Here is an 18,324-nt window from a genome sequence, read left to right on the forward strand (position 1 = left end):
ATCTCCGATATCATGTGTCGGCTACTCTACCCAACCGAGGAGAAACAGCGTGCTGCGCCTGCTCATCAAAAGCATGCGGCCCAAGCAGTGGACGAAAAACGTCTTCGTGTGGGCCGCCCTGGTCTTTGACCGCAAACTGTTCCAAACCGAGTACCTGCTCCTAACGCTGGCGGGGTTCATCATCTTCTGCCTACTGTCCAGCGCCGTCTACCTCATCAACGACCTGGTGGACATTGAGCGGGACCGGCTGCATCCGGTGAAGCGCAACCGCCCGCTGGCCTCTGGCCAGTTGCCCAAGAGCGCCGCCGTCATCGCTGCCGCCCTCATCGTGGCCATCTTCGTGCCGGCGGCTTTTGCCCTGAACGCCGCGTTCGGGGTCATCAGCCTGGCCTATCTCCTGCTCATGATCGCCTACTCGTTCTACCTCAAGAACCACGTCATTCTGGACGTGATGACCATCGCCGCGGGGTTCGTGCTGCGTGTAGCGGGGGGCGTCGTGCTGGTGAACGTGGAGCGCTTCTCGCCGTGGCTGTACATCTGCATGACGTTGCTCGCCCTGTTCCTGGGCTTCAGCAAGCGGCGGCATGAACTGGCGCTGCTGGCGGAAGATGCCAACAACCACCGCGCCATCCTGGACCAGTACAGCCTGCGGTTCCTGGACGAGATGATCAACGTCGTGGCGTCCAGCACGGTCATCGCCTACTCGCTGTACACGTTCTTCGCGCCCAACGTGCCCGCCAACCACACCATGATGCTCACCATCCCGTTTGTCCTCTACGGCATCTTTCGCTACCTGTACCTGATCCACATCAAGCAGCAGGGCGGCAGCCCCGAAGAACTGCTCCTGAAAGACAAGCCCTTCTTCCTCAACGTGCTCCTCTTTGGGATAGCCGTTATCATCATCATGTACTTCACCCACTAGCGCCAGCAGCACAAAGAGGGTGCACGGGACGTTCCTGTGCACCCTCTTTTGTTGTCTTGCGTCCGAGCGTGCCCCGTAAACGAGGCCGCGCCTGGGCTAACGCTTGGTGTACTGCGGCGCCTTGCGTGCGCGCTTGAGGCCGGGCTTCTTGCGCTCTTTGGCGCGCGGGTCGCGGGTAAGCAACCCCGCCTTGCGAAGTGGAAGGCGCATCTCCGGGTCCACCTTCAGCAGGGCGCGCGCGATGCCATGGCGCACCGCATCCAACTGGCCGGAAACGCCCCCGCCCTTCACCAGAACCGTGATGTCCCACTTGCCTTCGCTCTCCGTAACCCGCAGAGGCTCCAGCAACTGGATCATGTCGCCCTCGCGGGGGAAGTATTCCTCCACCGGGCGGTTGTTCACCACAATCTTGCCCGAACCGGCGAAGAGACGCACCCTTGCGCTGGCCTCTTTGCGCCGACCCACTGCCTCATAGTACTGAACTGACATGCGTCCTCCTAACCTACAAATCTAACGGTTTCGGCTGCTGCGCCGCGTGTGGATGATCGGGCGAAGCGTACACTTTCAGTTTCTTCAGCATCACTCGCCCCAACTTGTTCTTGGGCAGCATGTTGCGCACCGCCGCCCAGATGACACGGTCAGGATGAGTCTCCAACTGCCTGCGAAGCGTTACGCTCTTCAGCCCGCTGGGATAGCCCGAATAGCGGTAGTACATCTTCTGGTCCAACTTGCGGCCGGTAACGCGAATCTTGTCCGCATTGACCACGACCACAAAATCGCCGGTATCCAAATGCGGGGTGTAGTACGGCTTGTGCTTGCCCATCAGAATGCGGGCGATTTGGGAAGCCAGACGCCCCAGCGTCTTCCCTTCCGCGTCCACCACGTACCACTCTCGCTTGATTTCGCCTTCTTTGACTACGTATGTCTTCACCTGGATAACTCCTTACTCAGAGATGCTGCATGCCCCACGTCCGTAGAGCACTTCCATCAGACACAGCCCGGATGCCGGAGCCGGCGGCGCGACTCGGCTGCGATCCGGCTGGCGAAACAAGTCCGCCAGCGCCTCCAGCGTCATGCGCCCCGTGCCCACCCAGACCATGGTGCTCACCAGAGTCCGCACCATGCTTCGCAGGAACGCGTTGGCCTCCACATCCCACAGCAGGAAGTCCTCGCACCTGCTCCAGCGGGCCCGGCGGATGCACCGCACCGTAGAGTCGCCCCACGGCGCTTCCCCGAAGGCCCCGAAGTCCTTCTCGCCCACCACCAGCGCGCTGGCCTGCGCCAGGCTCTCCCAGTCGGGTTCTTCGGCCAACCGCCATGCGTACCGTTCCCGCAGCGGCGACCGCACCGGCGACACGAACAGCGTGTACCGGTAGCGCCGCGCCACAGCGCTGAAGCGGGCATGGAACCCCTCGGGCATCGCCGCCACCTCGCGCACGGCGATGTCGGCGGGCAGGTGCGCGTTCATGGCCCGGCCCAGTTCCTCGGGCGAGTGCTTCCATGTGGCCCGGAAACTGATGACCTGCCCCAGGGCATGCACGCCCGCGTCTGTGCGTCCTCCGCCCACGATACGGACAGGCCCGCCCAGCACCTTCGCCAGCGCCGCCTCCAGTTCGCCCTGGATGGTCGGGGCTTTCGGCTGTATTTGAAATCCAAAGTACTGTGTGCCGTCGTATTCCACAACGGCCTTGTAAATCTGACCTTCCGCCTCTACGGCGAGACCAGGCGATTGCGCCGTTTCTGCTGCCGCGCGATTCACCTCGTCCGTCAGTCCTACTCTTCCACCAACTCCAGGAGCACCATCGGTGCGCCGTCGCCCTGGCGCTGCCCCAACTTCAGCATGCGGGTGTACCCGCCCGCGCGATCCTGATACTTCGGCCCGATGGTCTCAAACAACTTCTGAACCACCTTGGGGTCGTTCAACTGCGCAGCCGCCAGCCTGCGCGCGTGCAAGTCCCCGCGCTTCGCCAGCGTAATCATGCGCTCGGCCTGGCCGCGAATGGCCCTGGCCTTCGCCTCGGTCGTTTGTATCTTGCCGTGATCCAGAAACTGTGTTACCAGCGTCCGGAACAGCGCCTTGCGCTGCCCGGTGGAACGTCCCAGTTTTCGGCCTGCTACCTTGTGTCGCATATCCAATCCCTCGTTGAATCAAGTCTCCGGTGCAGGGATGCCGCAGGAACCGCGCGAACGCTACTCCTGCAGGAACCCCTTGGCCCGCAACTTCTCCAGCAACTCGTCCAGCGACTTGCGGCCGAAATTGCGGATGCTCAGAATCTCGTCTTCGCCCTTCTCCAGGCGCGCGAGGACCTCGCCCACTTTCGTGATGCCCGCGCGCTTCAGGCAATTGTAGGCGCGGACGGTCAGTTCCAGGTCCTCAATGGGCGCAGAGCGAACCCAATCGGGAACGCTGATCTCGGTGGGCACCTCGGCCTCCATCACCTCCACATCGCTCACGCCGGCGATGAGGGCGAAATGCTTCACCAGAATCTGCGCGCTCTGACGTAGCGCCTCGCTCGGCCGGATGGTGCCGTCGGTCCACACTTCCATAATCAGGCGGTTGAAGTCGGTCATCTGGCCCACGCGCTCGCGCTCCACGCGGAAGTTCGCCTTGCGCACCGGGCTGAACACCGCATCCACCGGAATCTCGCCGATGGGCAATTCGCCGCGCTCCTCCGCCGGCGAGTAGCCGTATCCGGTCTGCACCACCATCTCAATGTCCAGGTCTGCCTCGGGCGAGTCGGCGGTCAGCAGGTGCTGATCGGGGTTGACGATCTCCACGTGCGCCGGGCACACCAGGTCGGCTCCTGTGATCACGCCCTCGCCTTTGACTTCCACATGCAGCCGCGCGGTCTCGCCCTGCGGCATGATGAACCGCAACTGCTTGGCGTTGAGGATCAGCGTGATCATGTCTTCTTTGCAGTGGGGGATGTCCGAGAACTCGTGGAACACCCCGCTCACCCGAATGGACGTTACCGCGGCGCCCGGCAGCGAGGACAGGAGCACTCGCCGCAGCGCGTTCCCCAACGTTACCCCGTAGCCGCCCGGCAAGGGGCCGATGCTGAACCGACCGTACTTCTGGGAGCCTGCCTGGGTTTCTATTTTCATTAGCACTTGATCAAACAACGAAACCACCTTCCTTGTTCGCTACAAAATGGCAGAGCAACACTAGCGGCTGTAATACTCCACGATGAGTTGCTCTTGCAGCGGAACATCAATCTGCTCACGGGTCGGCATGCTCAAAACCTGTCCGGATAGCCGATTATCGTCGCGGCTGAGCCAATCCACCACCTTGCGCTCGGCCAGGAGTTCCCTAACGGTAGAGAAGTAGCCGTTGTTATAACTGCTCTGGCGCACTGCCACCACGTCGCCCGGGCGCAAGATCATGGACGGGACATTGGTCTTGCGGCCGTTCACCTCAAAGTGCCCGTGCCGCACCAACTGCCGCGCCTGCGCCCGCGATTCGGCAAACCCCAGGCGGTACACCACGTTGTCCAGCCGCCGCTCCAGGATGCTCAACAGCGTAACGCCGGTCATGCCGGGCCGTTTCAGGGCTTCGCTATAGTAGCGGCGGAACTGTTTTTCCAGGACGCCGTAGATGCGGCGTGCCTTCTGCTTTTCCCGCAGCCGCAGCCCATAGTCCGACACTTTGCGGCGGAACTGCCCTTTGCGCCCGTGCATCCCGGGGGCGTAACTGCGCCTCTCCAGGGCGCACTTGTCGCCAAAGCAGCGCTCGCCCTTCAAATAGAGTTTCTCTTCTTCGCGCCTGCACAGTTTGCAGACCGGACCTATGTATCTAGCCATCTTTCCTCCTGCAAGGATCCTGCTACTCTTGCAAAACCTGTAACTCTAGACTCGCCGCTTCTTGGGCGGGCGGCAACCGTTGTGCGGGATCGGCGTAACGTCCGAGATGGACCGCACCTTCAGGCCGGCGGCAGCCAGCGCACGGATCGCCGCTTCGCGGCCCGGGCCGGGGCCCTTGATGAACACATCCACCTCTCGCACCCCGTGATCCATCGCCTGCTTCGCGGTCTGCTGGGCTGCCAGTTGGGCCGCGTAGGGAGTGCTTTTCTTGGACCCCTTGAACCCGGCCGAACCGGTGCTTCCCCACGTGATTACGTTGCCGTTTTGGTCGGTAACGGTAACAATCGTATTGTTGAATGTGGCCAGGATATGCGCCTGAGCGTAAGGAACGTTCTTGCGCTCAACCCTCGTCCCTCGCCGTCTTCCTTTTGTTCGCGCCATGATTCCTCCTCAACTCCATTCCATGTCCATACACTCGCAAGGTGCGCCACCTGCACACGAGGGCCGCGCCACCCTTGCGCAGAGACTACTTCTTGGCCCGCGATCGCTTCTTGCCCGGCACGGTCTTGCGCGCCCCGCGCTTGGTGCGTGCGTTCGTCCGTGTGCGCTGCCCGCGAACCGGCAGGTTCCGCCGATGCCGCAGCCCGCGGTAGCACCCAATCTCGGTGAGCCGCTTGATGTTCATGTTCACCTCGCGGCGCAGGTCGCCTTCCACCCGATAGTTCTTGTCAATGAACTCGCGGAGCGTCGCAATCTCCGACTCCGAGAGATCCTTGACCCGAATGTCCGGGTTGACTCCGGTACGCGCCAGAATCTCCCGACTGGTGGAAGGACCGATCCCGTAGATGTACGTCAGTGCGACTTCCACGCGCTTGTCGCGAGGCAAGTCAACTCCAGCAATACGTGCCATGCCTTACTTTCCTCCTAGAATCGTAGCCCTCACGGCCGAACCCACGCAACGCCTAACCCTGGCGCTGCTTGTGCTTGGGATTGGTGCAAATCACGCGCACCACCCCGCGCCGTCGGATAATCTTGCATTTTTCGCAGCGTCGCTTCACAGAACCGCTGACCTTCATGACCTATCGCCTCCCAATTCCTTTCTGCTACAAAACCGTGAGCACCTGCGGCTCCCCGTCGGTAACCGCAACGGTATGCTCAAAGTGGGCAGACAGCCGCCCATCTTCCGTTACCACCGTCCAGCCGTCGCTCAGCACCTTCGTCTTCCACGTGCCCAGGTTGACCATGGGCTCCAACGCGAAGGTCATCCCCTCGCGCAGGATGTACCCCGTTCCGGGCCGCCCGAAATTCGGGATTTGCGGATCCTCGTGCATCTGCCTGCCGATGCCGTGGCCGGTGTATTCGCGCACCACCGACAGCCCTCGGCTCTCCACCCACTCCTGGATGGCCGCCGAGATGTCGCCGGTACGCAGGCCCACCCTGGCCTTGGCGATCCCCGCCCACAGCGCGCCTTCGGTAACCTCCAGCAGCCGCCGCGCCTCGGGGCTAATCGCCCCGATGGGAATCGTGATGGCCGCGTCGCCCTGGTAGCCCTTGAAGATAGCCCCCACGTCCACGCTCAGGATGTCACCCTCGTTGAGCCTTCGGCCATCGGGTATCCCGTGCACCACCTGCTCGTTGATGGACGTGCAAATGGCCGCCGGATACCCGTGGTATCCCTTGAACGAGGGGATTGCGCCCATCTTGCGGATGAGCCGTTCGGCCTCCTCGTTCAGTTCGGCCGTCGTAACCCCTGGAGCGGCCTTGGCCTTCATGGCCTCCAGCACCTGCGCCACGATCCGCCCTGCCTCGCGCATCAACTTCAGTTCTCGGCCGGACTTCAGTGTAACCATCGGTTAGAAAAGAGCCTCTACTCGCCCTTGATGACCTTCAAGAGCGCCGCGTGAACTGCCTCTATGGACTGCTCACCATCTATTTCCCGCAGCAGCCCTTGCCGGCGGTAGTACTCTATGAGCGGAGCCGTCTGCTGGAAGTACACGTCCAGCCGCCTCTTCGCGGTCTCCGGCGTGTCATCGGGCCTCTGGTACAGCGGCCCGCCGCACTTATCGCACACACCGGCCTGCTTCGGCGGGTCAAAAACGGTATGATACACGGCCCCGCAGTTTTTGCAAGTATAGCGCCCACCCAAGCGTCGCAACAGTTCCTCGGTGGAAACTTTGATGTACAGGGCCGCCTGGATGCTCTGTCCCTTCGCGGCCAGCGCCCGCTCCAGCGCCTGGGCCTGCGCGATGGTGCGCGGAAAACCGTCCAGGATCGCGCCTCTGGCGCAATCGGGCTGCGCAAGCCGCTCCAGCACCATGCGCACCGTAACGTCATCCGGCACGAGTTTCCCCTCGTCCATGTACTGCTTGGCCAGCAGGCCCAACTCGGTGCCCTTGCTCAGGTGCTCGCGGAACAGGTCGCCGCTTGCCACGTGCGGGATGCCCAGCGCCAGGATCAACATGGCCGCCTGGGTGCCTTTGCCCGCTCCCGGCGCGCCCAGCAGAATGTAGTACTTCGGCTCCATCGCTCCCGCCTTTCCCCGCTCCGACGCCATCGCTACCCTACTTGATGAAGCCCTCGTAGTGGCGCATCAGCAACTGCGCCTCCAACTGCTTCATCGTATCCAGCACCACGCCCACGACGATGAGCAAGCCCGCGCTCGTGATGAGCATGGTGGATGTCTCCGTCAGGTCGCGGGTGAGCCAGGGCAGGATGGCGACCACCGCCAGGAACAGCGCACCCACCAGCGTGATGCGACCCAGCACGCCGTTCAGATAGTCGGCGGTGGGACGTCCAGGCCGAATGCCCGGGATAAACCCGTGATTCTTCTGGAGCATCTCGGGCAGGTTCTGCTGCCGGAACACCACATCCGTGTAAAAGTACGTGAACCCCACAACCAGGAAGAAGTAGAAAATCCAGTACCAGTTGCCCTGCGGTGAGAAGAAACTCTGCACACCGGTCGCAATCTTGGATATCGTTGCGTTGGACGAGCCGACGAAGTAACTGGCCACCGTGCCCGGGAAGATCATCAGCGACTGGGCGAAGATCAGCGGAATCATGCCCGCCGAGTTGACCCGTAGCGGCACGTAGGTGCTCTGCCCACCGGCCACCCGCAGGCGATTGCCTCTCTGCGCCAGCACCCGCCGCCCGTACTGCACCGGGATTCGCCGCACGCCTTCCTGCACGACCACAATCACGCCGACCGTGATCGCGGTGATGACCAGGAACGCGATCAGCGCGCCGTAGTTCTGCTGCGCGATCATCTCGCCCACGCGCTGCGGAATCCGCGACACGATGCCGCCAAAGATGATGATGGAGATGCCGTTCCCGATGCCCTGCTCGGTGATCAACTGCCCGAGCCACACGGCCAGCATTGTGCCTGCCGTCAGCGAGACCAGGGTTGCGATGGTCGGCAGGAGCGCCGCGCCCGAGAAGCCGAATCCCGAAAGCACACCTTCGCGCTGCAGCAGCGTCGCCTGCGCCCAGCCCTGCAGCAGGGCCAGCGGAATCGTCCCGATGTAGGTGTACATGTTGATCTTCTGGCGCCCTGCCTCGCCTTCCTTGGCCAGCCGCTCCAACGGCGGGATGATGGGCTGTAGCAGCGTCATGATAATGGACGACGTGATGTAAGGGTACACGCCCATCGCCATGATGGAGAAGTTGGACATGGCGCCACCCGAGAACAAATCCAGCAACCCCAGCAACTGGCTGCGGGCGAACAGGTCGCGCAGCACGTTGTGGTCAATGCCCGGAATGGCAATCTGCGACGCCATGCGGTACACGATCAACACGACGATGGTGAAGATGATCCGCCGTCGCAGGTCTGGCAACTTGATGGCATTTTTCAGGGCCTGAAGCATGCTCTACGCTCCTTCGGACTGTTAGCCGATCTCCTCAACAGAACCGCCCGCGGCCAGAATCTTCTCCTTCGCGCCGGCCGTAAACCGATGGGCCTTGACCGTCAGCGGGCGGTCAATCTCACCGTGCCCCAAAATCTTCACCGGCAGGTCAGCCGAACGGATGATGCCGCTTTCCACCAACAGGTCGGGCGTAACCACGGTATTGGGTTCAAACTCCGCCAGGCGGTACACGTTGACCGTCGCGTACTGCACCTTGAAGATATTGGTGAAGCCGCGCCGGAATGGAAGGCGGCGCACCATGGGCAACTGGCCGCCCTCAAAGTAGGGAGCCACCGGCCCGCCTGTGCGCGCGTTCTGGCCTTTCGTGCCGCGCCCTGCGGTCTTGCCTCGGCCCGAGCCGTGGCCGCGGCCCACCCGCCGCTTGTTTTTCTTTGAGCCCCACGCGGGCCACAATTCATGCAACTTCATCTACTCTTCAACCTCCTGCACCTCTACGAGGTGGCTGACCTTGGCGACCATCCCTCGCACGGCGGGCGAGTCCTGCTTCTCCACCACCTGGCCCAGATGGTGCAGCCCCAACGCGCGCACGGTCGCCTTCTGGCGCTCCGAGTAGCCGATCACGCTCTTACGCAACGTGATGCGCAACTTGCGAATGGGTTCCTTCTTCTTACGAGGCACCATGTTTCCGCCTCCAGAATGGAGTAACTTCCACAACCTGCTTGCCTCGGCGGCTGGCCTCTTCCGCCGAATCCTTCAGTTGCAGCAGGCCCTTCATCGTCGCCTGGACAACGTTCAACTGATTCGCGCTCCCCAGCGACTTGGTCAGGATGTCGCGGATGCCCGCGGCCTCTACCACGGCGCGCACCGCGCTCCCCGCGATCACGCCCGTGCCCGGAGAAGCGGGCTTCAGCAGCACCTGGGCCGCTCCGAACTTGCTGATGACCGGATGCGGGATTGTCGTCCCGACCAGCGGGATCTTCTTCATGTTCTTCCGCGCCCGCTCCGAGCCTTTGCGGATCGCATCGGGCACCTCACGTGCCTTGCCGATGCCAACCCCCACGCTCCCGTTGCGATCACCCACGACGACCACGGCGCGGAACCCAAAATGGCGCCCACCCTTGACCACCTTAGCCACGCGGGCGAGGGACACCAATCGCTCTTCCAGTTGTTCCTGCTCTTCGTACTCTTCGCCGAACATGCATCCTCCTCAAAACCCCGGTGCAGGGTTAGAACTCCAGCCCGCCTTCTCGCGAACCGTCTGCCAGCGACTTCACGCGGCCATGATACCGGTAGCCGCCCCGATCAAAGACCACCTTCGTAACCCCGATGGCCAAGGCTCTCTTTGCAAGTGTCTGCCCCACCAGTTTCGCCTGTTCCGTCTTGCTCAGACTTCCCAACTTCGGGCGAATCTCGGCGTCAATAGTGGAAGCAGACACCAGCGTGTGCCCGATCGTATCGTCAATGATCTGCGCGTAGATATGCTGATTGCTCCGGAATACGTTCAGGCGCGGCCGGGCGCTCGTCCCCTTCACCGTGGCACGAACGCGCCGATGCCTTATCTCGCGAGCCTTTGCGGTATCCACTTCCTTGCTCATCCTCTATTCCTCCCTAGAACCACCCCCGCCCCGTTTTCGCCGAGGAGGGAGAAAACTCTTTCGTTCACTGCTGGTACGCGGGGCCACTACTTGCCGGTCTTGCCGGCCTTGCGGCGGATCTTCTCACCCTCGTAGCGGATGCCCTTGCCCTTGTACGGCTCGGGCGGTCGCACGCGGCGAATCCGCGCGGCGATTTCCCCCACCAGTTCCTTGTCAATGCCGAAGATGGAGAAGGTGCGCCCACCCTTATCCACCTGGAAGGTGATGCCGGGCGGCGGCACGATCTCAACCGGATGGGAGTACCCCACCATCAGCACAAGATTCTGGCCCTGCGCCTCCGCGCGCCACCCCACGCCTTCAATCTCCATGCGTCGGGTAAACCCTTCGTGCACGCCGGTGATCATGTTCGCCACCAGCGCGCGGGTCAGGCCGTGCAGCGACCGATGCACCCGGTCATCGCTGGGGCGCGTAACCACTATCTGATCGCCCTCCACCCGCACCTGAATCGGCTCGGGCAGATCGCGGGCCAGTTCACCTTTCGGCCCTTTTGCGATCAGGCGATTCCCTTCTATCGTTACCTGCACACCCTTTGGAATCGGCACGGGTTGCCGTCCTATACGCGACACTTCCATTCCTCCCTGCAAACATCCTGTACGCCCCGGGGCGCGATTCCTACCAGACGTAGCACAGAATCTCGCCGCCCACGCCGAGCCGCCGCGCCTTCTGCCCGGTCATGATCCCCTTCGGCGTGGACAGAATCGCGATGCCGACGCCGCTCAACACCCACGGGATGTCGGCCCGGCTGGTGTACACCCGCCGCCCAGGCGAACTGACACGCTTCAGACCGGTCAGCACAGGCTGTTTGTCTTGTGTGTATTTCAAATGCAACCTCAGCACAGGAGCAGGCTTCTGGTTCACGACCTCAAAGTCCTTGATGTAGCCTTCCTCCTTGAGAATCCGTGCAATCTCCGCCTTCACCCGCGAATGGGGAATGGCCACCGTCTTGTGGTGCGCCATCGTCGCATTCCGCATCCGCGTCAGCATATCGGCAATCGGGTCATTTACGCTCATTCCCTGCACTCCTGTCTGAATCACCAACTGGACTTCACAATACCGGGAATCTTGCCTTCCACGGCCAGTTCACGGAAGCAAATCCGGCACAGGTCAAAGCGGCGCATGTAGCCCCTGGGTCGCCCGCAGATGTGGCAGCGGTTGCGAACCCGAACCGCGTACTTCCGCTTCTTTTCCCGCGCAATCATGCTCTTCTTCGCCACTGTCTTACTCCCTCCTGCTTATCAATCCCTGCTATTGCCGTTTTCGGAAAGGCATCCCGAGCAATTGGAGCAGTCGGCGTGCTTCCTCATCGGTCTTCGCCGTCGTAACAATCGTTACTTCCATCCCTCGCACTTTGTCAATGGTGTCGTAGTTGATCTCGGGCCAGATGAGTTGCTCCTGGAGTCCCAGGGTGTAGTTGCCGCGCCCGTCAAAGGCATCGGGCGAGACGCCGCGGAAGTCCCGCAGTCGCGGCAGGGCGATGTTCATCAGCCGGTCCAGAAAATCGTACATACGATTGCCACGCAGCGTAACCTTGATGCCGATGGGGTTCCCCTCGCGCAACTTGAAGGTGGCGATGGACTTCCGGGCCTTGCGCACAATCGGCTTCTGGCCCGTGATGAGCATGATGTCGTTGGACGCGGCGTCCAGGGCCTTGGCATTCTGCAGCGCCTCGCCCAGGCCGACGTTCACCACCACCTTGACGATTCGGGGCACCTCCATCACATTCCGGTACCCAAATTCCTGCTGCAAAGCAGGCAGGATTTCCTGTTGGTACTTGTCCTTCAACCTCGGCATACTCAAAACTCCTCACGCATCAGGCCGGCTCACAGCGGTTCGCCGCAGCGGCGGCAGACCCGCACCTTGGAACCGTCGGCGGCAACCTGGTAGCCCACTCGGACGCCCCGCTGGCAATGGTTGCAGTACAGCGCCACGTTGGAAACGTGGATGGGCGCCTCGCGCTCTATGATGCCCACCTGCGTGCGGGTGGACCCCGTCGGCTTCTGATGCTTCTTGATCATGTTCACGCCCGCGACGATCACCATCTGGCGCTTCGGCATCGTCAACTTGACCGCGCCCTTCGCGCCCTTGTCATCGCCGCTGAGCACTACGACCGTATCGCCCTTCTTGATCTTCATCTTGCTCATAAACGCCCCCTATACGACTTCCGGCGCCAGGGACACGATCTTCATGAAGCCCTTCTCGCGCAGTTCGCGCGCCACAGGCCCGAAGATGCGGGTCCCCTTGGGATTCTTGTAATCATCCACGATGACTGCGGCGTTCTCGTCAAACCGAATGTACGAGCCATCGGGGCGGGCGTACTCCTTCGCCGTCCGCACCACGACCGCGCGCACCACGTCGCCCTTCTTGTAGGAGCCAGTCGGCGTCGCCTGCTTCACCGAGGCGATGATGATGTCGCCCACCTCGGCGTAGCGCCGTTGCGACCCGCCGACGACGTGGATGCACATGATCTCGCGTGCGCCCGTGTTGTCTGCCACTTTCAGCCTTGTCTGAACCTGGATCATTTCTTCAACTCCCGATTGCGACTTCCAGGCCGCCGGCCCCGTAGGGCATTCGGCAAACCCTGACCATCTAGGCTACTGGGCCCTCTCCAGAATCTCCACCACGACCCACCGCTTCTCTTTGCTCAACGGGCGGGACTCCACGATGCGGACCAGATCGCCCACCTGGCACGTATTCTCGGCGTCGTGCGCCTTGAATCGGCGGCGCTGCCGAATGGTTTTGCCGTACAGAGGATGTCGTTTGAGGCGCTCAATCTGCACCACCACGGTTTTGTCCATCTTGTTGCTGGTTACGCGGCCCACCATCTGCTTGCGACGCTCCCTCATGACGCATCCTCCCCGTACCTCTGCAATTCACGCTCCCGCCAAACGGTGCGCATCCTGGCAATATCCTTCTTGACCTCTTTCAGGCGGTTGGTGTTCTTCAACTGCCCCGCCACGAACTGAAACCGCAGGTTGAGCAACTCCTGGTAGGCCTCGCTGATCTTGCGCTTCAGTTCTTCGTCCGTCATGTTGCGAATCTGGGAGACTTTCATGCTTCCTCGCCTCCGGCCTGTTCAATCCGTCGGATGAACTGGGTCTTGATGGGCAGTTTGTGAGCGGCCAGACGCATCGCCTCGCGCGCCACTTCCTCGCGGACGCCCGCGATCTCAAAGAGCACGCGACCGGGCTTGACCACCGCCACCCAGTGATCCGGCGCGCCCTTGCCGCCGCCCATACGGGTCTCGGCGGGCTTCTTGCTCACCGGCTTGTCCGGGAAGACGCGAATCCAAATCTTGCCGCCGCGCTTCACATAGCGCACGATGGCGCGGCGTGCCGCCTCCAACTGGCGGCTGGTCATCCAGCACGGCTCCAACGCCTGAAGCCCATACTCGCCGAAATGCACCTCAGCGCCGCGCTGAGCCTGGCCCTTCATCCTGCCCCGATGAACTCGCCTGTATTTCACTCGCTTTGGCATCAGCATAGTCATTCACTCCTACACCTGCGCCCCCGCCGCCATTCCCTCGTGTGGGCGCGCTGGATATCTATTCGGCTACGACGACCTCTTCGGTCTCCTCAGCCTCGGGCATCACTTCGCCCTTGTAAATCCACACCTTCACCCCGATGCGCCCGAATGTAGTCAGGGCCTCGGCTTTGGCATAGTCAATATCGGCCCGCAGCGTTTGGAGAGGAACCCGCCCCTCGCGCTGCCACTCGCGCCGCGCCATCTCCGAGCCGGAAAGCCGCCCGCCGCACATGATGCGGATGCCCTGCGCGCCGGCCCGCATGGTCCGCGAAATTGCCTGTTTCATGGCGCGCTTGTGGGAAATGCGGCGCTCCAACTGCTCCACGATGCTCTCGGCAACCAGGTACGCATCCAGTTCAGGGCGCTTGATCTCCTTCACCTCAATGCGTACCTTCTTGCCCGTCATCTCTTCCAGGTGCTTGCGCAGGTCGTTAACGCTGGCGCCGCGCCGGCCGATGACAATGCCCGGCTTGGCCGTGTGCAGCGTAACGATGATCTGCTTCGCGAACCGCTCAATCTCTATCTTGGAAAGCCCCGCCTTCTGCAAGCGGTCGCGAACGATGTTGCGAATCTTCAGGTCCTCGCGCAGAAACTCCGCGTACTGAGGCCCCTGCGCGTACCAACGCGCATCCCAAGTCTTGTTGATTCCCAGCCGATATACTGTCGGATGAACCTTGCGCCCCAAAGTCTACCTCCTGCCAAACGTTTCAGCGGCCAGCCTGTCTAGGCCTCTTCCCGCGGGCTAAGCACCACCGTGATGTGCGACGAACGCCGAATGATGGGCTTGAAACGGCCCCTCGCGCCGAACCTCCGCCAGCGGCGGCTTGGCGCCTGGTCCACGAATATCTTCGCAATGTAAAGATCATCGCGCGAAAGTTCCATGTTCTCCTCGGCATTGGCGATGGCCGAACGGATCACCTTCGCCACCGGTCTGGCCGCCGCCTGCGGCATGACCTTCAGCCGCGCCAATGCCTCATCTGCACCCAGGCCGCGCACCTGGTTGGCCACCAGCCGCGCCTTCAGGGGTGATATTCCGCTGTATTTCAATACCGCCCTAACTTCCAAGTCCATTCTGACAACCTCTGTCATGCAATCTGTCGGGCTGCCGTACAGAGCGCAACCCCAACGCTACCTGCCTTTGACCTTCGTGCCCTTTTCTTTGTACGAGTGGCCCCGGAACAGTCGCGTGGGCGCGAACTCACCCAACTTGTGCCCCACCATGTTCTCGGTGATGTACACGGGCACATGCCGGCGACCGTTATGGACCGCAATCGTATGCCCCACCATCTGGGGAAAGATCGTGGACGCGCGCGACCAAGTCTTGATCACCTTCTTCTCGCCGCTCTTGTTCATCTCCTCAATGCGCTTGAGGAGTTTGGGATCCACGTAAGGGCCTTTCTTCAAAGACCTAGACACTGTTCACCTCCAGCAAATGCCTGACTACCACTACCGCTTCTTGGTTCTGCGGCGGACGATCATGGGATCGGTCCGCTTATTGCGCCGCGTCTTGTAACCCAGCGTGGGCTTGCCCCACGGCGTCTTGGGCCCGGGCATGCCGATGGGCGACCGACCTTCGCCACCACCGTGCGGGTGATCGCGCGGCGTCATCGCAGACCCACGCACGTGAGGCTTGCGGCCCAGCCACCGCTTGCGGCCTGCCTTGCCCAGGCTGATGTTGGAATGGTCGGTATTGCCGACCTGGCCGATGGTGGCCTTGCAGGTCTGGGCCACCAGGCGCACCTCGCCCGAAGGCAGGCGAATCTGCGCATAGTCGCCTTCCTTGGCCAGCAACTGGGCCGCCGTGCCCGCGGAGCGCACCAACTGCCCGCCGCGCCCAGGGTACAGTTCAATGTTGTGAATCATCGTGCCCAGAGGGATATTCGCGATGGGCAATGCGTTGCCAGGACGAATCTCCGCGTCGGGCCCCGACATCACCGTCTGCCCCACCATCAGGCCGATGGGCGCGATGATGTAGCGCCGCTCGCCGTCCGCGTACAGCAGCAGGGCGATACGCGCCGAGCGATTCGGGTCGTACTCAATGGACTCCACCCGCGCGGGCACGCCGTCCTTGTCCCGGCGGAAGTCAATGACCCGATACATGCGCTTGTGGCCGCCACCCCGGTGGCGCACCGTTACGCGCCCGAACACGTTGCGGCCGGCCGTCTTGCGCAGCGGCTGCAACAGGCTTCGCTCTGGCTCTTCGCGCGTGATCTCTTCAAATGTTGAGACTGACATCCCCCGCCTTCCCGGCGAGGTCGGCTTGTAAATCTTAATCCCCATGGAAACCCCTCACGGATTCATGATTCTGGGCGAACTGTTCGCGCTACACACCCTCAAAGAACGTGATCTTATCGCCCGGAGCCAGCGTTACAACCGCCTTCTTCCAGGCCGACTTGGAGATGACTTGCCGGCGGCCGTAGCGTCCCATCCTGGCCGGAACGTTGATGATGTTCACGTCCACCACCTTCACGTTGAACGCGGCCTCCACCGCCTGCTTCACCATGATCTTGGTCGCCCGCCGGTCCACCTCAAACACGTACTTGGACTGCGCGTGCAGCGCATCCGATTTTTCGGTGAGCACCGGGCGTCGCAGCACTTCGTAGATGTTCATGGCTCTCAACCCCTTCCGCTAGCCCAAGAATGACTCAATCGCCTGGATGGCCGAGACGGGCATGACTACGTAGTCGTATGTCAGCAGGTCGCGCACGTTCAGGTAATGCGCCCGCAGCGTCTTGACATCCGGCAGGTTGCGCGCCGAGAGTTCCACCACCTCGTTGCGCTCCGGCAGCAGGATGAGCGCCGAGCCGCCGCCCGCCAGGTTGTCCACAACCTGCCGCATAACCTTGGCCTTCGGCTCGTCCAGCGCCAGGTCCTGCACCACGATGATCTGCTCCTCGGCCGCCTTCACCGACAGCGCGCTGCGCAGCGCCATTCGGCGCATCTTGCGCGGCATAGCCTGGGCATAACTGCGCGGATGTGGCCCGAAAACAATCCCGCCCTTGCGCCAGTGCGGGGCGCGAATGCTCCCCTGGCGCGCGCGGCCCGTGCCTTTCTGCCGCCACGGCTTCCGCCCGCCGCCGCGTACTTCCGATCGCGTCTTCGTATCCGCCGTGCCCAGCCGCGCGTTCGCCAGTTGCCGCAGCAGCGCCTGGTGCATAACCGGCTCGTGAATCGGCGCGGCAAAGATATCATCGCGCAGTTCCACTTCGCCGACGACTTCGCCTTCCAGATTTCGCAATGGAACCAACATCTTTATCCTACTCCTTGCCGGTCGGGGCAGCCCACGAGTTTCCCGCGCCCCGCCTGAGGTCAGATTGCTATTGCTTCACGGCCTCGCGGATGAGCACCAGCCCGTTCTTGCCGCCCGGCACCGCCCCCCGCACCAACAGCAGGTTGCGCTCCGGATCCACCATGACGACCTGAAGGTTCTGGCTTGTGGTCTTCTGGTTGCCCATGTGCCCCGCCATGCGCGTGCCCTTGTATACCCGTCCGGGCGTGGTGCCCGAGCCGATGGACCCAGGCGCGCGATGCCGGTCCGACTGACCGTGGGTGGCAGGCCCGCCGCCAAACCCGTGCCGCTTCACCACGCCAGCGAAGCCGCGCCCTTTGGACAGGCCCGTGATGTCCACCTTGTCCCCAGGCTTGAACAGGTCTACCAGCAGTTTCTGCCCCACTTCGTACCCGCTGACATCGGACATCCGCAACTCGCGCAAGTGCCGCAGCGGAGGCAGGTTCACTTTCTTCAGCCGCATCCATTCCGGGCGAGTCAACTTGCGCTGCTCGGTCTCCTCAAAGCCAATCTGGATCGCCGAGTAGCCATCCGTCTCAACGGTCTTCTTCTGCGTTACGTAGCAGGGCCCCGCCTCTATCACCGTAACGGGAATCACCTTACCCGACTCGTCAAAGATGCGGGTCATTCCCAGTTTTCTTCCGAGTAATCCTTTCATACCACTCCTCACCAAACACTGCCCTCACGTACAACGACAATAAGTCCTGTTCTCGGCAGCGGTGTCTCAAGAGTTACGCCGGGCCTACAGTTTGATCTCCACATCCACGCCAGCCGGCAGGTTCAGGCGCATCAGCGTATCAATCGTCTTGGATCCGGGGTCTATCACATCCACCAGCCGCTTGTGCGTCCGAATCTCAAACTGCTCGCGCGAGTCCTTGTCCACGAAGGGGCTACGCTGCACGACGAACCGCTCTATCTTCGTCGGCAGGGGAACCGGCCCCACAACCACAGCGCCGGTGCGCTCCGCAGTCTCCACGATCTGCCGAACGGACTGATCCAGCACACGATGATCATACGCCTTGATGCGAATTCGGATTCTCTGCTTCGCCATGTACCCCACTCCCCACAAGGGTCGGGGATAGAGGTTGCTCCATCCCCGACCTCAGTTTGCCAACAAGCCTATTCCAAAATCTCGGTGATGACGCCTGCACCGACCGTCCGCCCGCCTTCGCGGATCGCAAACCGCGACCCCACTTCCAGCGCCACCGGCACGATCAACTTCACCTTCAAGTTCACGTTGTCCCCAGGCATCACCATCTCCATCCCCTCGGGCAA

General features: G+C 62.1%; 35 protein-coding genes. 1 reads left to right on the forward strand and 34 read right to left on the reverse strand.

Going from position 1 to position 18,324, the window contains the following annotated elements; all coding sequences use genetic code 11:
• Positions 1 to 49 precede the first annotated feature (49 nt).
• Positions 50 to 922 (forward strand): decaprenyl-phosphate phosphoribosyltransferase, encoded by an 873-nt coding sequence (locus H5T65_01375; protein ID MBC7257878.1) that lies wholly within the window; start codon positions 50 to 52, stop codon positions 920 to 922.
• A 96-nt stretch (positions 923 to 1,018) separates the two neighbouring features.
• Here the strand turns inward: H5T65_01375 and rpsI are convergent, their stop codons facing one another.
• From rpsI to tuf, 34 genes are all read right to left on the reverse strand, one after another.
• Positions 1,019 to 1,411, reverse strand: a complete 393-nt coding sequence (rpsI, locus tag H5T65_01380; protein ID MBC7257879.1) for a 30S ribosomal protein S9 — start codon at positions 1,409 to 1,411, stop codon at positions 1,019 to 1,021.
• A gap of 13 nt (positions 1,412 to 1,424) precedes the next feature.
• The gene (rplM, locus tag H5T65_01385) at positions 1,425 to 1,853 is read right to left on the reverse strand and encodes a 50S ribosomal protein L13 (GenBank protein ID MBC7257880.1); all 429 of its coding nucleotides are present in this window, start codon (positions 1,851 to 1,853) and stop codon (positions 1,425 to 1,427) included.
• A gap of 12 nt (positions 1,854 to 1,865) precedes the next feature.
• A complete protein-coding gene (gene truA / locus H5T65_01390) occupies positions 1,866 to 2,681 on the reverse strand; it encodes a tRNA pseudouridine(38-40) synthase TruA (protein ID MBC7257881.1) in 816 nt (271 codons plus the stop codon).
• Positions 2,682 to 2,695: 14 nt separating this feature from the next.
• Positions 2,696 to 3,052, reverse strand: coding sequence for a 50S ribosomal protein L17 (rplQ, locus tag H5T65_01395; GenBank protein MBC7257882.1), 357 nt, complete (start codon positions 3,050 to 3,052; stop codon positions 2,696 to 2,698).
• Positions 3,053 to 3,112: 60 nt separating this feature from the next.
• The gene (locus H5T65_01400; GenBank protein MBC7257883.1) at positions 3,113 to 4,027 is read right to left on the reverse strand and encodes a DNA-directed RNA polymerase subunit alpha; all 915 of its coding nucleotides are present in this window, start codon (positions 4,025 to 4,027) and stop codon (positions 3,113 to 3,115) included.
• Positions 4,028 to 4,087: 60 nt separating this feature from the next.
• Positions 4,088 to 4,723, reverse strand: a complete 636-nt coding sequence (rpsD, locus tag H5T65_01405) for a 30S ribosomal protein S4 (protein ID MBC7257884.1) — start codon at positions 4,721 to 4,723, stop codon at positions 4,088 to 4,090.
• Positions 4,724 to 4,768: 45 nt separating this feature from the next.
• On the reverse strand, positions 4,769 to 5,164 hold the full coding sequence (gene rpsK / locus H5T65_01410) for a 30S ribosomal protein S11 (protein MBC7257885.1): 396 nt from the start codon (positions 5,162 to 5,164) through the stop codon (positions 4,769 to 4,771).
• Positions 5,165 to 5,249: 85 nt separating this feature from the next.
• Complete coding sequence (gene rpsM, locus H5T65_01415) at positions 5,250 to 5,633, reverse strand: 30S ribosomal protein S13 (protein MBC7257886.1); 384 nt, start codon at positions 5,631 to 5,633, stop codon at positions 5,250 to 5,252.
• Positions 5,634 to 5,685: 52 nt separating this feature from the next.
• Positions 5,686 to 5,799 (reverse strand): 50S ribosomal protein L36, encoded by a 114-nt coding sequence (gene rpmJ, locus H5T65_01420; GenBank protein MBC7257887.1) that lies wholly within the window; start codon positions 5,797 to 5,799, stop codon positions 5,686 to 5,688.
• Between the two features lie 27 nt (positions 5,800 to 5,826).
• Complete coding sequence (map, locus tag H5T65_01425; GenBank protein ID MBC7257888.1) at positions 5,827 to 6,573, reverse strand: type I methionyl aminopeptidase; 747 nt, start codon at positions 6,571 to 6,573, stop codon at positions 5,827 to 5,829.
• 17 nt (positions 6,574 to 6,590) lie between these two features.
• On the reverse strand, positions 6,591 to 7,247 hold the full coding sequence (locus H5T65_01430; GenBank protein ID MBC7257889.1) for an adenylate kinase: 657 nt from the start codon (positions 7,245 to 7,247) through the stop codon (positions 6,591 to 6,593).
• 37 nt (positions 7,248 to 7,284) lie between these two features.
• Positions 7,285 to 8,583 (reverse strand): preprotein translocase subunit SecY, encoded by a 1,299-nt coding sequence (secY, locus tag H5T65_01435; GenBank protein ID MBC7257890.1) that lies wholly within the window; start codon positions 8,581 to 8,583, stop codon positions 7,285 to 7,287.
• Between the two features lie 21 nt (positions 8,584 to 8,604).
• Positions 8,605 to 9,051 carry a 50S ribosomal protein L15 gene (gene rplO, locus H5T65_01440; GenBank protein ID MBC7257891.1) on the reverse strand — a complete coding sequence of 149 codons (447 nt, stop codon included), beginning with the start codon at positions 9,049 to 9,051 and terminating at the stop codon, positions 8,605 to 8,607.
• Positions 9,052 to 9,264: a 50S ribosomal protein L30 gene (rpmD, locus tag H5T65_01445; GenBank protein MBC7257892.1), complete on the reverse strand. Its 213-nt coding sequence runs from the start codon at positions 9,262 to 9,264 to the stop codon at positions 9,052 to 9,054.
• The gene (gene rpsE, locus H5T65_01450) at positions 9,251 to 9,781 is read right to left on the reverse strand and encodes a 30S ribosomal protein S5 (protein MBC7257893.1); all 531 of its coding nucleotides are present in this window, start codon (positions 9,779 to 9,781) and stop codon (positions 9,251 to 9,253) included. The genes rpmD and rpsE overlap by 14 nt, the downstream gene beginning before the upstream one ends.
• 28 nt (positions 9,782 to 9,809) lie before the next feature.
• Positions 9,810 to 10,178, reverse strand: coding sequence for a 50S ribosomal protein L18 (locus tag H5T65_01455; protein MBC7257894.1), 369 nt, complete (start codon positions 10,176 to 10,178; stop codon positions 9,810 to 9,812).
• Positions 10,179 to 10,264: 86 nt separating this feature from the next.
• Positions 10,265 to 10,804: a 50S ribosomal protein L6 gene (gene rplF, locus H5T65_01460; GenBank protein MBC7257895.1), complete on the reverse strand. Its 540-nt coding sequence runs from the start codon at positions 10,802 to 10,804 to the stop codon at positions 10,265 to 10,267.
• Positions 10,805 to 10,850: 46 nt separating this feature from the next.
• The gene (gene rpsH, locus H5T65_01465; protein MBC7257896.1) at positions 10,851 to 11,249 is read right to left on the reverse strand and encodes a 30S ribosomal protein S8; all 399 of its coding nucleotides are present in this window, start codon (positions 11,247 to 11,249) and stop codon (positions 10,851 to 10,853) included.
• A gap of 20 nt (positions 11,250 to 11,269) precedes the next feature.
• Complete coding sequence (locus H5T65_01470; protein ID MBC7257897.1) at positions 11,270 to 11,452, reverse strand: type Z 30S ribosomal protein S14; 183 nt, start codon at positions 11,450 to 11,452, stop codon at positions 11,270 to 11,272.
• Positions 11,453 to 11,483: 31 nt separating this feature from the next.
• Positions 11,484 to 12,029 carry a 50S ribosomal protein L5 gene (gene rplE / locus H5T65_01475; GenBank protein ID MBC7257898.1) on the reverse strand — a complete coding sequence of 182 codons (546 nt, stop codon included), beginning with the start codon at positions 12,027 to 12,029 and terminating at the stop codon, positions 11,484 to 11,486.
• A gap of 29 nt (positions 12,030 to 12,058) precedes the next feature.
• A complete protein-coding gene (locus tag H5T65_01480; protein MBC7257899.1) occupies positions 12,059 to 12,379 on the reverse strand; it encodes a 50S ribosomal protein L24 in 321 nt (106 codons plus the stop codon).
• Between the two features lie 9 nt (positions 12,380 to 12,388).
• Entirely contained in the window at positions 12,389 to 12,757 is a 369-nt protein-coding gene (rplN, locus tag H5T65_01485; protein MBC7257900.1) for a 50S ribosomal protein L14, read from the reverse strand.
• Positions 12,758 to 12,829: 72 nt separating this feature from the next.
• Entirely contained in the window at positions 12,830 to 13,081 is a 252-nt protein-coding gene (rpsQ, locus tag H5T65_01490; protein ID MBC7257901.1) for a 30S ribosomal protein S17, read from the reverse strand.
• Positions 13,078 to 13,290 (reverse strand): 50S ribosomal protein L29, encoded by a 213-nt coding sequence (rpmC, locus tag H5T65_01495; protein MBC7257902.1) that lies wholly within the window; start codon positions 13,288 to 13,290, stop codon positions 13,078 to 13,080. Before rpmC ends, rpsQ begins: the two co-directional genes overlap by 4 nt.
• Complete coding sequence (gene rplP, locus H5T65_01500; GenBank protein ID MBC7257903.1) at positions 13,287 to 13,718, reverse strand: 50S ribosomal protein L16; 432 nt, start codon at positions 13,716 to 13,718, stop codon at positions 13,287 to 13,289. Before rplP ends, rpmC begins: the two co-directional genes overlap by 4 nt.
• A 61-nt stretch (positions 13,719 to 13,779) precedes the next feature.
• Positions 13,780 to 14,445 carry a 30S ribosomal protein S3 gene (rpsC, locus tag H5T65_01505; GenBank protein ID MBC7257904.1) on the reverse strand — a complete coding sequence of 222 codons (666 nt, stop codon included), beginning with the start codon at positions 14,443 to 14,445 and terminating at the stop codon, positions 13,780 to 13,782.
• A gap of 38 nt (positions 14,446 to 14,483) precedes the next feature.
• The gene (rplV, locus tag H5T65_01510; GenBank protein ID MBC7257905.1) at positions 14,484 to 14,825 is read right to left on the reverse strand and encodes a 50S ribosomal protein L22; all 342 of its coding nucleotides are present in this window, start codon (positions 14,823 to 14,825) and stop codon (positions 14,484 to 14,486) included.
• Between the two features lie 63 nt (positions 14,826 to 14,888).
• A complete protein-coding gene (rpsS, locus tag H5T65_01515; GenBank protein ID MBC7257906.1) occupies positions 14,889 to 15,176 on the reverse strand; it encodes a 30S ribosomal protein S19 in 288 nt (95 codons plus the stop codon).
• A 30-nt stretch (positions 15,177 to 15,206) separates the two neighbouring features.
• Positions 15,207 to 16,040 (reverse strand): 50S ribosomal protein L2, encoded by an 834-nt coding sequence (gene rplB, locus H5T65_01520; GenBank protein MBC7257907.1) that lies wholly within the window; start codon positions 16,038 to 16,040, stop codon positions 15,207 to 15,209.
• Between the two features lie 43 nt (positions 16,041 to 16,083).
• Complete coding sequence (gene rplW, locus H5T65_01525) at positions 16,084 to 16,371, reverse strand: 50S ribosomal protein L23 (GenBank protein MBC7257908.1); 288 nt, start codon at positions 16,369 to 16,371, stop codon at positions 16,084 to 16,086.
• Between the two features lie 18 nt (positions 16,372 to 16,389).
• On the reverse strand, positions 16,390 to 17,010 hold the full coding sequence (gene rplD / locus H5T65_01530) for a 50S ribosomal protein L4 (GenBank protein ID MBC7257909.1): 621 nt from the start codon (positions 17,008 to 17,010) through the stop codon (positions 16,390 to 16,392).
• A 67-nt stretch (positions 17,011 to 17,077) separates the two neighbouring features.
• On the reverse strand, positions 17,078 to 17,707 hold the full coding sequence (gene rplC, locus H5T65_01535) for a 50S ribosomal protein L3 (protein ID MBC7257910.1): 630 nt from the start codon (positions 17,705 to 17,707) through the stop codon (positions 17,078 to 17,080).
• 84 nt (positions 17,708 to 17,791) lie between these two features.
• The gene (gene rpsJ / locus H5T65_01540) at positions 17,792 to 18,100 is read right to left on the reverse strand and encodes a 30S ribosomal protein S10 (GenBank protein ID MBC7257911.1); all 309 of its coding nucleotides are present in this window, start codon (positions 18,098 to 18,100) and stop codon (positions 17,792 to 17,794) included.
• A gap of 68 nt (positions 18,101 to 18,168) precedes the next feature.
• Positions 18,169 to 18,324 (reverse strand): elongation factor Tu (gene tuf, locus H5T65_01545; protein MBC7257912.1); only part of this gene is annotated, 156 nt, incomplete at its 5' end.

It is taken from the genome of Chloroflexota bacterium, assembly GCA_014360805.1.
Classification (GTDB): Bacteria; Chloroflexota; Anaerolineae; order DTLA01; family DTLA01; genus DTLA01.

What these genes read in the sequence shown, in the direction of transcription:
- rpsD (MBC7257884.1), bottom strand. Translation starts at nt 4,723, where the DNA reads ATGGCTAGATACATAGGTCCGGTCTGCAAACTGTGCAGGCGCGAAGAA.
- rpsI (MBC7257879.1), bottom strand. Translation starts at nt 1,411, where the DNA reads ATGTCAGTTCAGTACTATGAGGCAGTGGGTCGGCGCAAAGAGGCCAGC.
- rpmC (MBC7257902.1), bottom strand. Translation starts at nt 13,290, where the DNA reads ATGAAAGTCTCCCAGATTCGCAACATGACGGACGAAGAACTGAAGCGC.
- H5T65_01480 (MBC7257899.1), bottom strand. Translation starts at nt 12,379, where the DNA reads ATGAGCAAGATGAAGATCAAGAAGGGCGATACGGTCGTAGTGCTCAGC.
- rplP (MBC7257903.1), bottom strand. Translation starts at nt 13,718, where the DNA reads ATGCTGATGCCAAAGCGAGTGAAATACAGGCGAGTTCATCGGGGCAGG.
- rpsH (MBC7257896.1), bottom strand. Translation starts at nt 11,249, where the DNA reads ATGAGCGTAAATGACCCGATTGCCGATATGCTGACGCGGATGCGGAAT.
- map (MBC7257888.1), bottom strand. Translation starts at nt 6,573, where the DNA reads ATGGTTACACTGAAGTCCGGCCGAGAACTGAAGTTGATGCGCGAGGCA.
- rpsE (MBC7257893.1), bottom strand. Translation starts at nt 9,781, where the DNA reads ATGTTCGGCGAAGAGTACGAAGAGCAGGAACAACTGGAAGAGCGATTG.
- rplW (MBC7257908.1), bottom strand. Translation starts at nt 16,371, where the DNA reads ATGAACATCTACGAAGTGCTGCGACGCCCGGTGCTCACCGAAAAATCG.
- rpmD (MBC7257892.1), bottom strand. Translation starts at nt 9,264, where the DNA reads ATGGTGCCTCGTAAGAAGAAGGAACCCATTCGCAAGTTGCGCATCACG.
- rpmJ (MBC7257887.1), bottom strand. Translation starts at nt 5,799, where the DNA reads ATGAAGGTCAGCGGTTCTGTGAAGCGACGCTGCGAAAAATGCAAGATT.
- rplC (MBC7257910.1), bottom strand. Translation starts at nt 17,707, where the DNA reads ATGAAAGGATTACTCGGAAGAAAACTGGGAATGACCCGCATCTTTGAC.
- rpsQ (MBC7257901.1), bottom strand. Translation starts at nt 13,081, where the DNA reads ATGAGGGAGCGTCGCAAGCAGATGGTGGGCCGCGTAACCAGCAACAAG.
- H5T65_01430 (MBC7257889.1), bottom strand. Translation starts at nt 7,247, where the DNA reads ATGGAGCCGAAGTACTACATTCTGCTGGGCGCGCCGGGAGCGGGCAAA.
- rplN (MBC7257900.1), bottom strand. Translation starts at nt 12,757, where the DNA reads ATGATCCAGGTTCAGACAAGGCTGAAAGTGGCAGACAACACGGGCGCA.
- H5T65_01455 (MBC7257894.1), bottom strand. Translation starts at nt 10,178, where the DNA reads ATGAGCAAGGAAGTGGATACCGCAAAGGCTCGCGAGATAAGGCATCGG.
- rpsJ (MBC7257911.1), bottom strand. Translation starts at nt 18,100, where the DNA reads ATGGCGAAGCAGAGAATCCGAATTCGCATCAAGGCGTATGATCATCGT.
- rplE (MBC7257898.1), bottom strand. Translation starts at nt 12,029, where the DNA reads ATGCCGAGGTTGAAGGACAAGTACCAACAGGAAATCCTGCCTGCTTTG.
- rplQ (MBC7257882.1), bottom strand. Translation starts at nt 3,052, where the DNA reads ATGCGACACAAGGTAGCAGGCCGAAAACTGGGACGTTCCACCGGGCAG.
- H5T65_01400 (MBC7257883.1), bottom strand. Translation starts at nt 4,027, where the DNA reads ATGAAAATAGAAACCCAGGCAGGCTCCCAGAAGTACGGTCGGTTCAGC.
- rpsM (MBC7257886.1), bottom strand. Translation starts at nt 5,633, where the DNA reads ATGGCACGTATTGCTGGAGTTGACTTGCCTCGCGACAAGCGCGTGGAA.
- rplD (MBC7257909.1), bottom strand. Translation starts at nt 17,010, where the DNA reads ATGTTGGTTCCATTGCGAAATCTGGAAGGCGAAGTCGTCGGCGAAGTG.
- rplB (MBC7257907.1), bottom strand. Translation starts at nt 16,040, where the DNA reads ATGGGGATTAAGATTTACAAGCCGACCTCGCCGGGAAGGCGGGGGATG.
- secY (MBC7257890.1), bottom strand. Translation starts at nt 8,583, where the DNA reads ATGCTTCAGGCCCTGAAAAATGCCATCAAGTTGCCAGACCTGCGACGG.
- rpsK (MBC7257885.1), bottom strand. Translation starts at nt 5,164, where the DNA reads ATGGCGCGAACAAAAGGAAGACGGCGAGGGACGAGGGTTGAGCGCAAG.
- rplO (MBC7257891.1), bottom strand. Translation starts at nt 9,051, where the DNA reads ATGAAGTTGCATGAATTGTGGCCCGCGTGGGGCTCAAAGAAAAACAAG.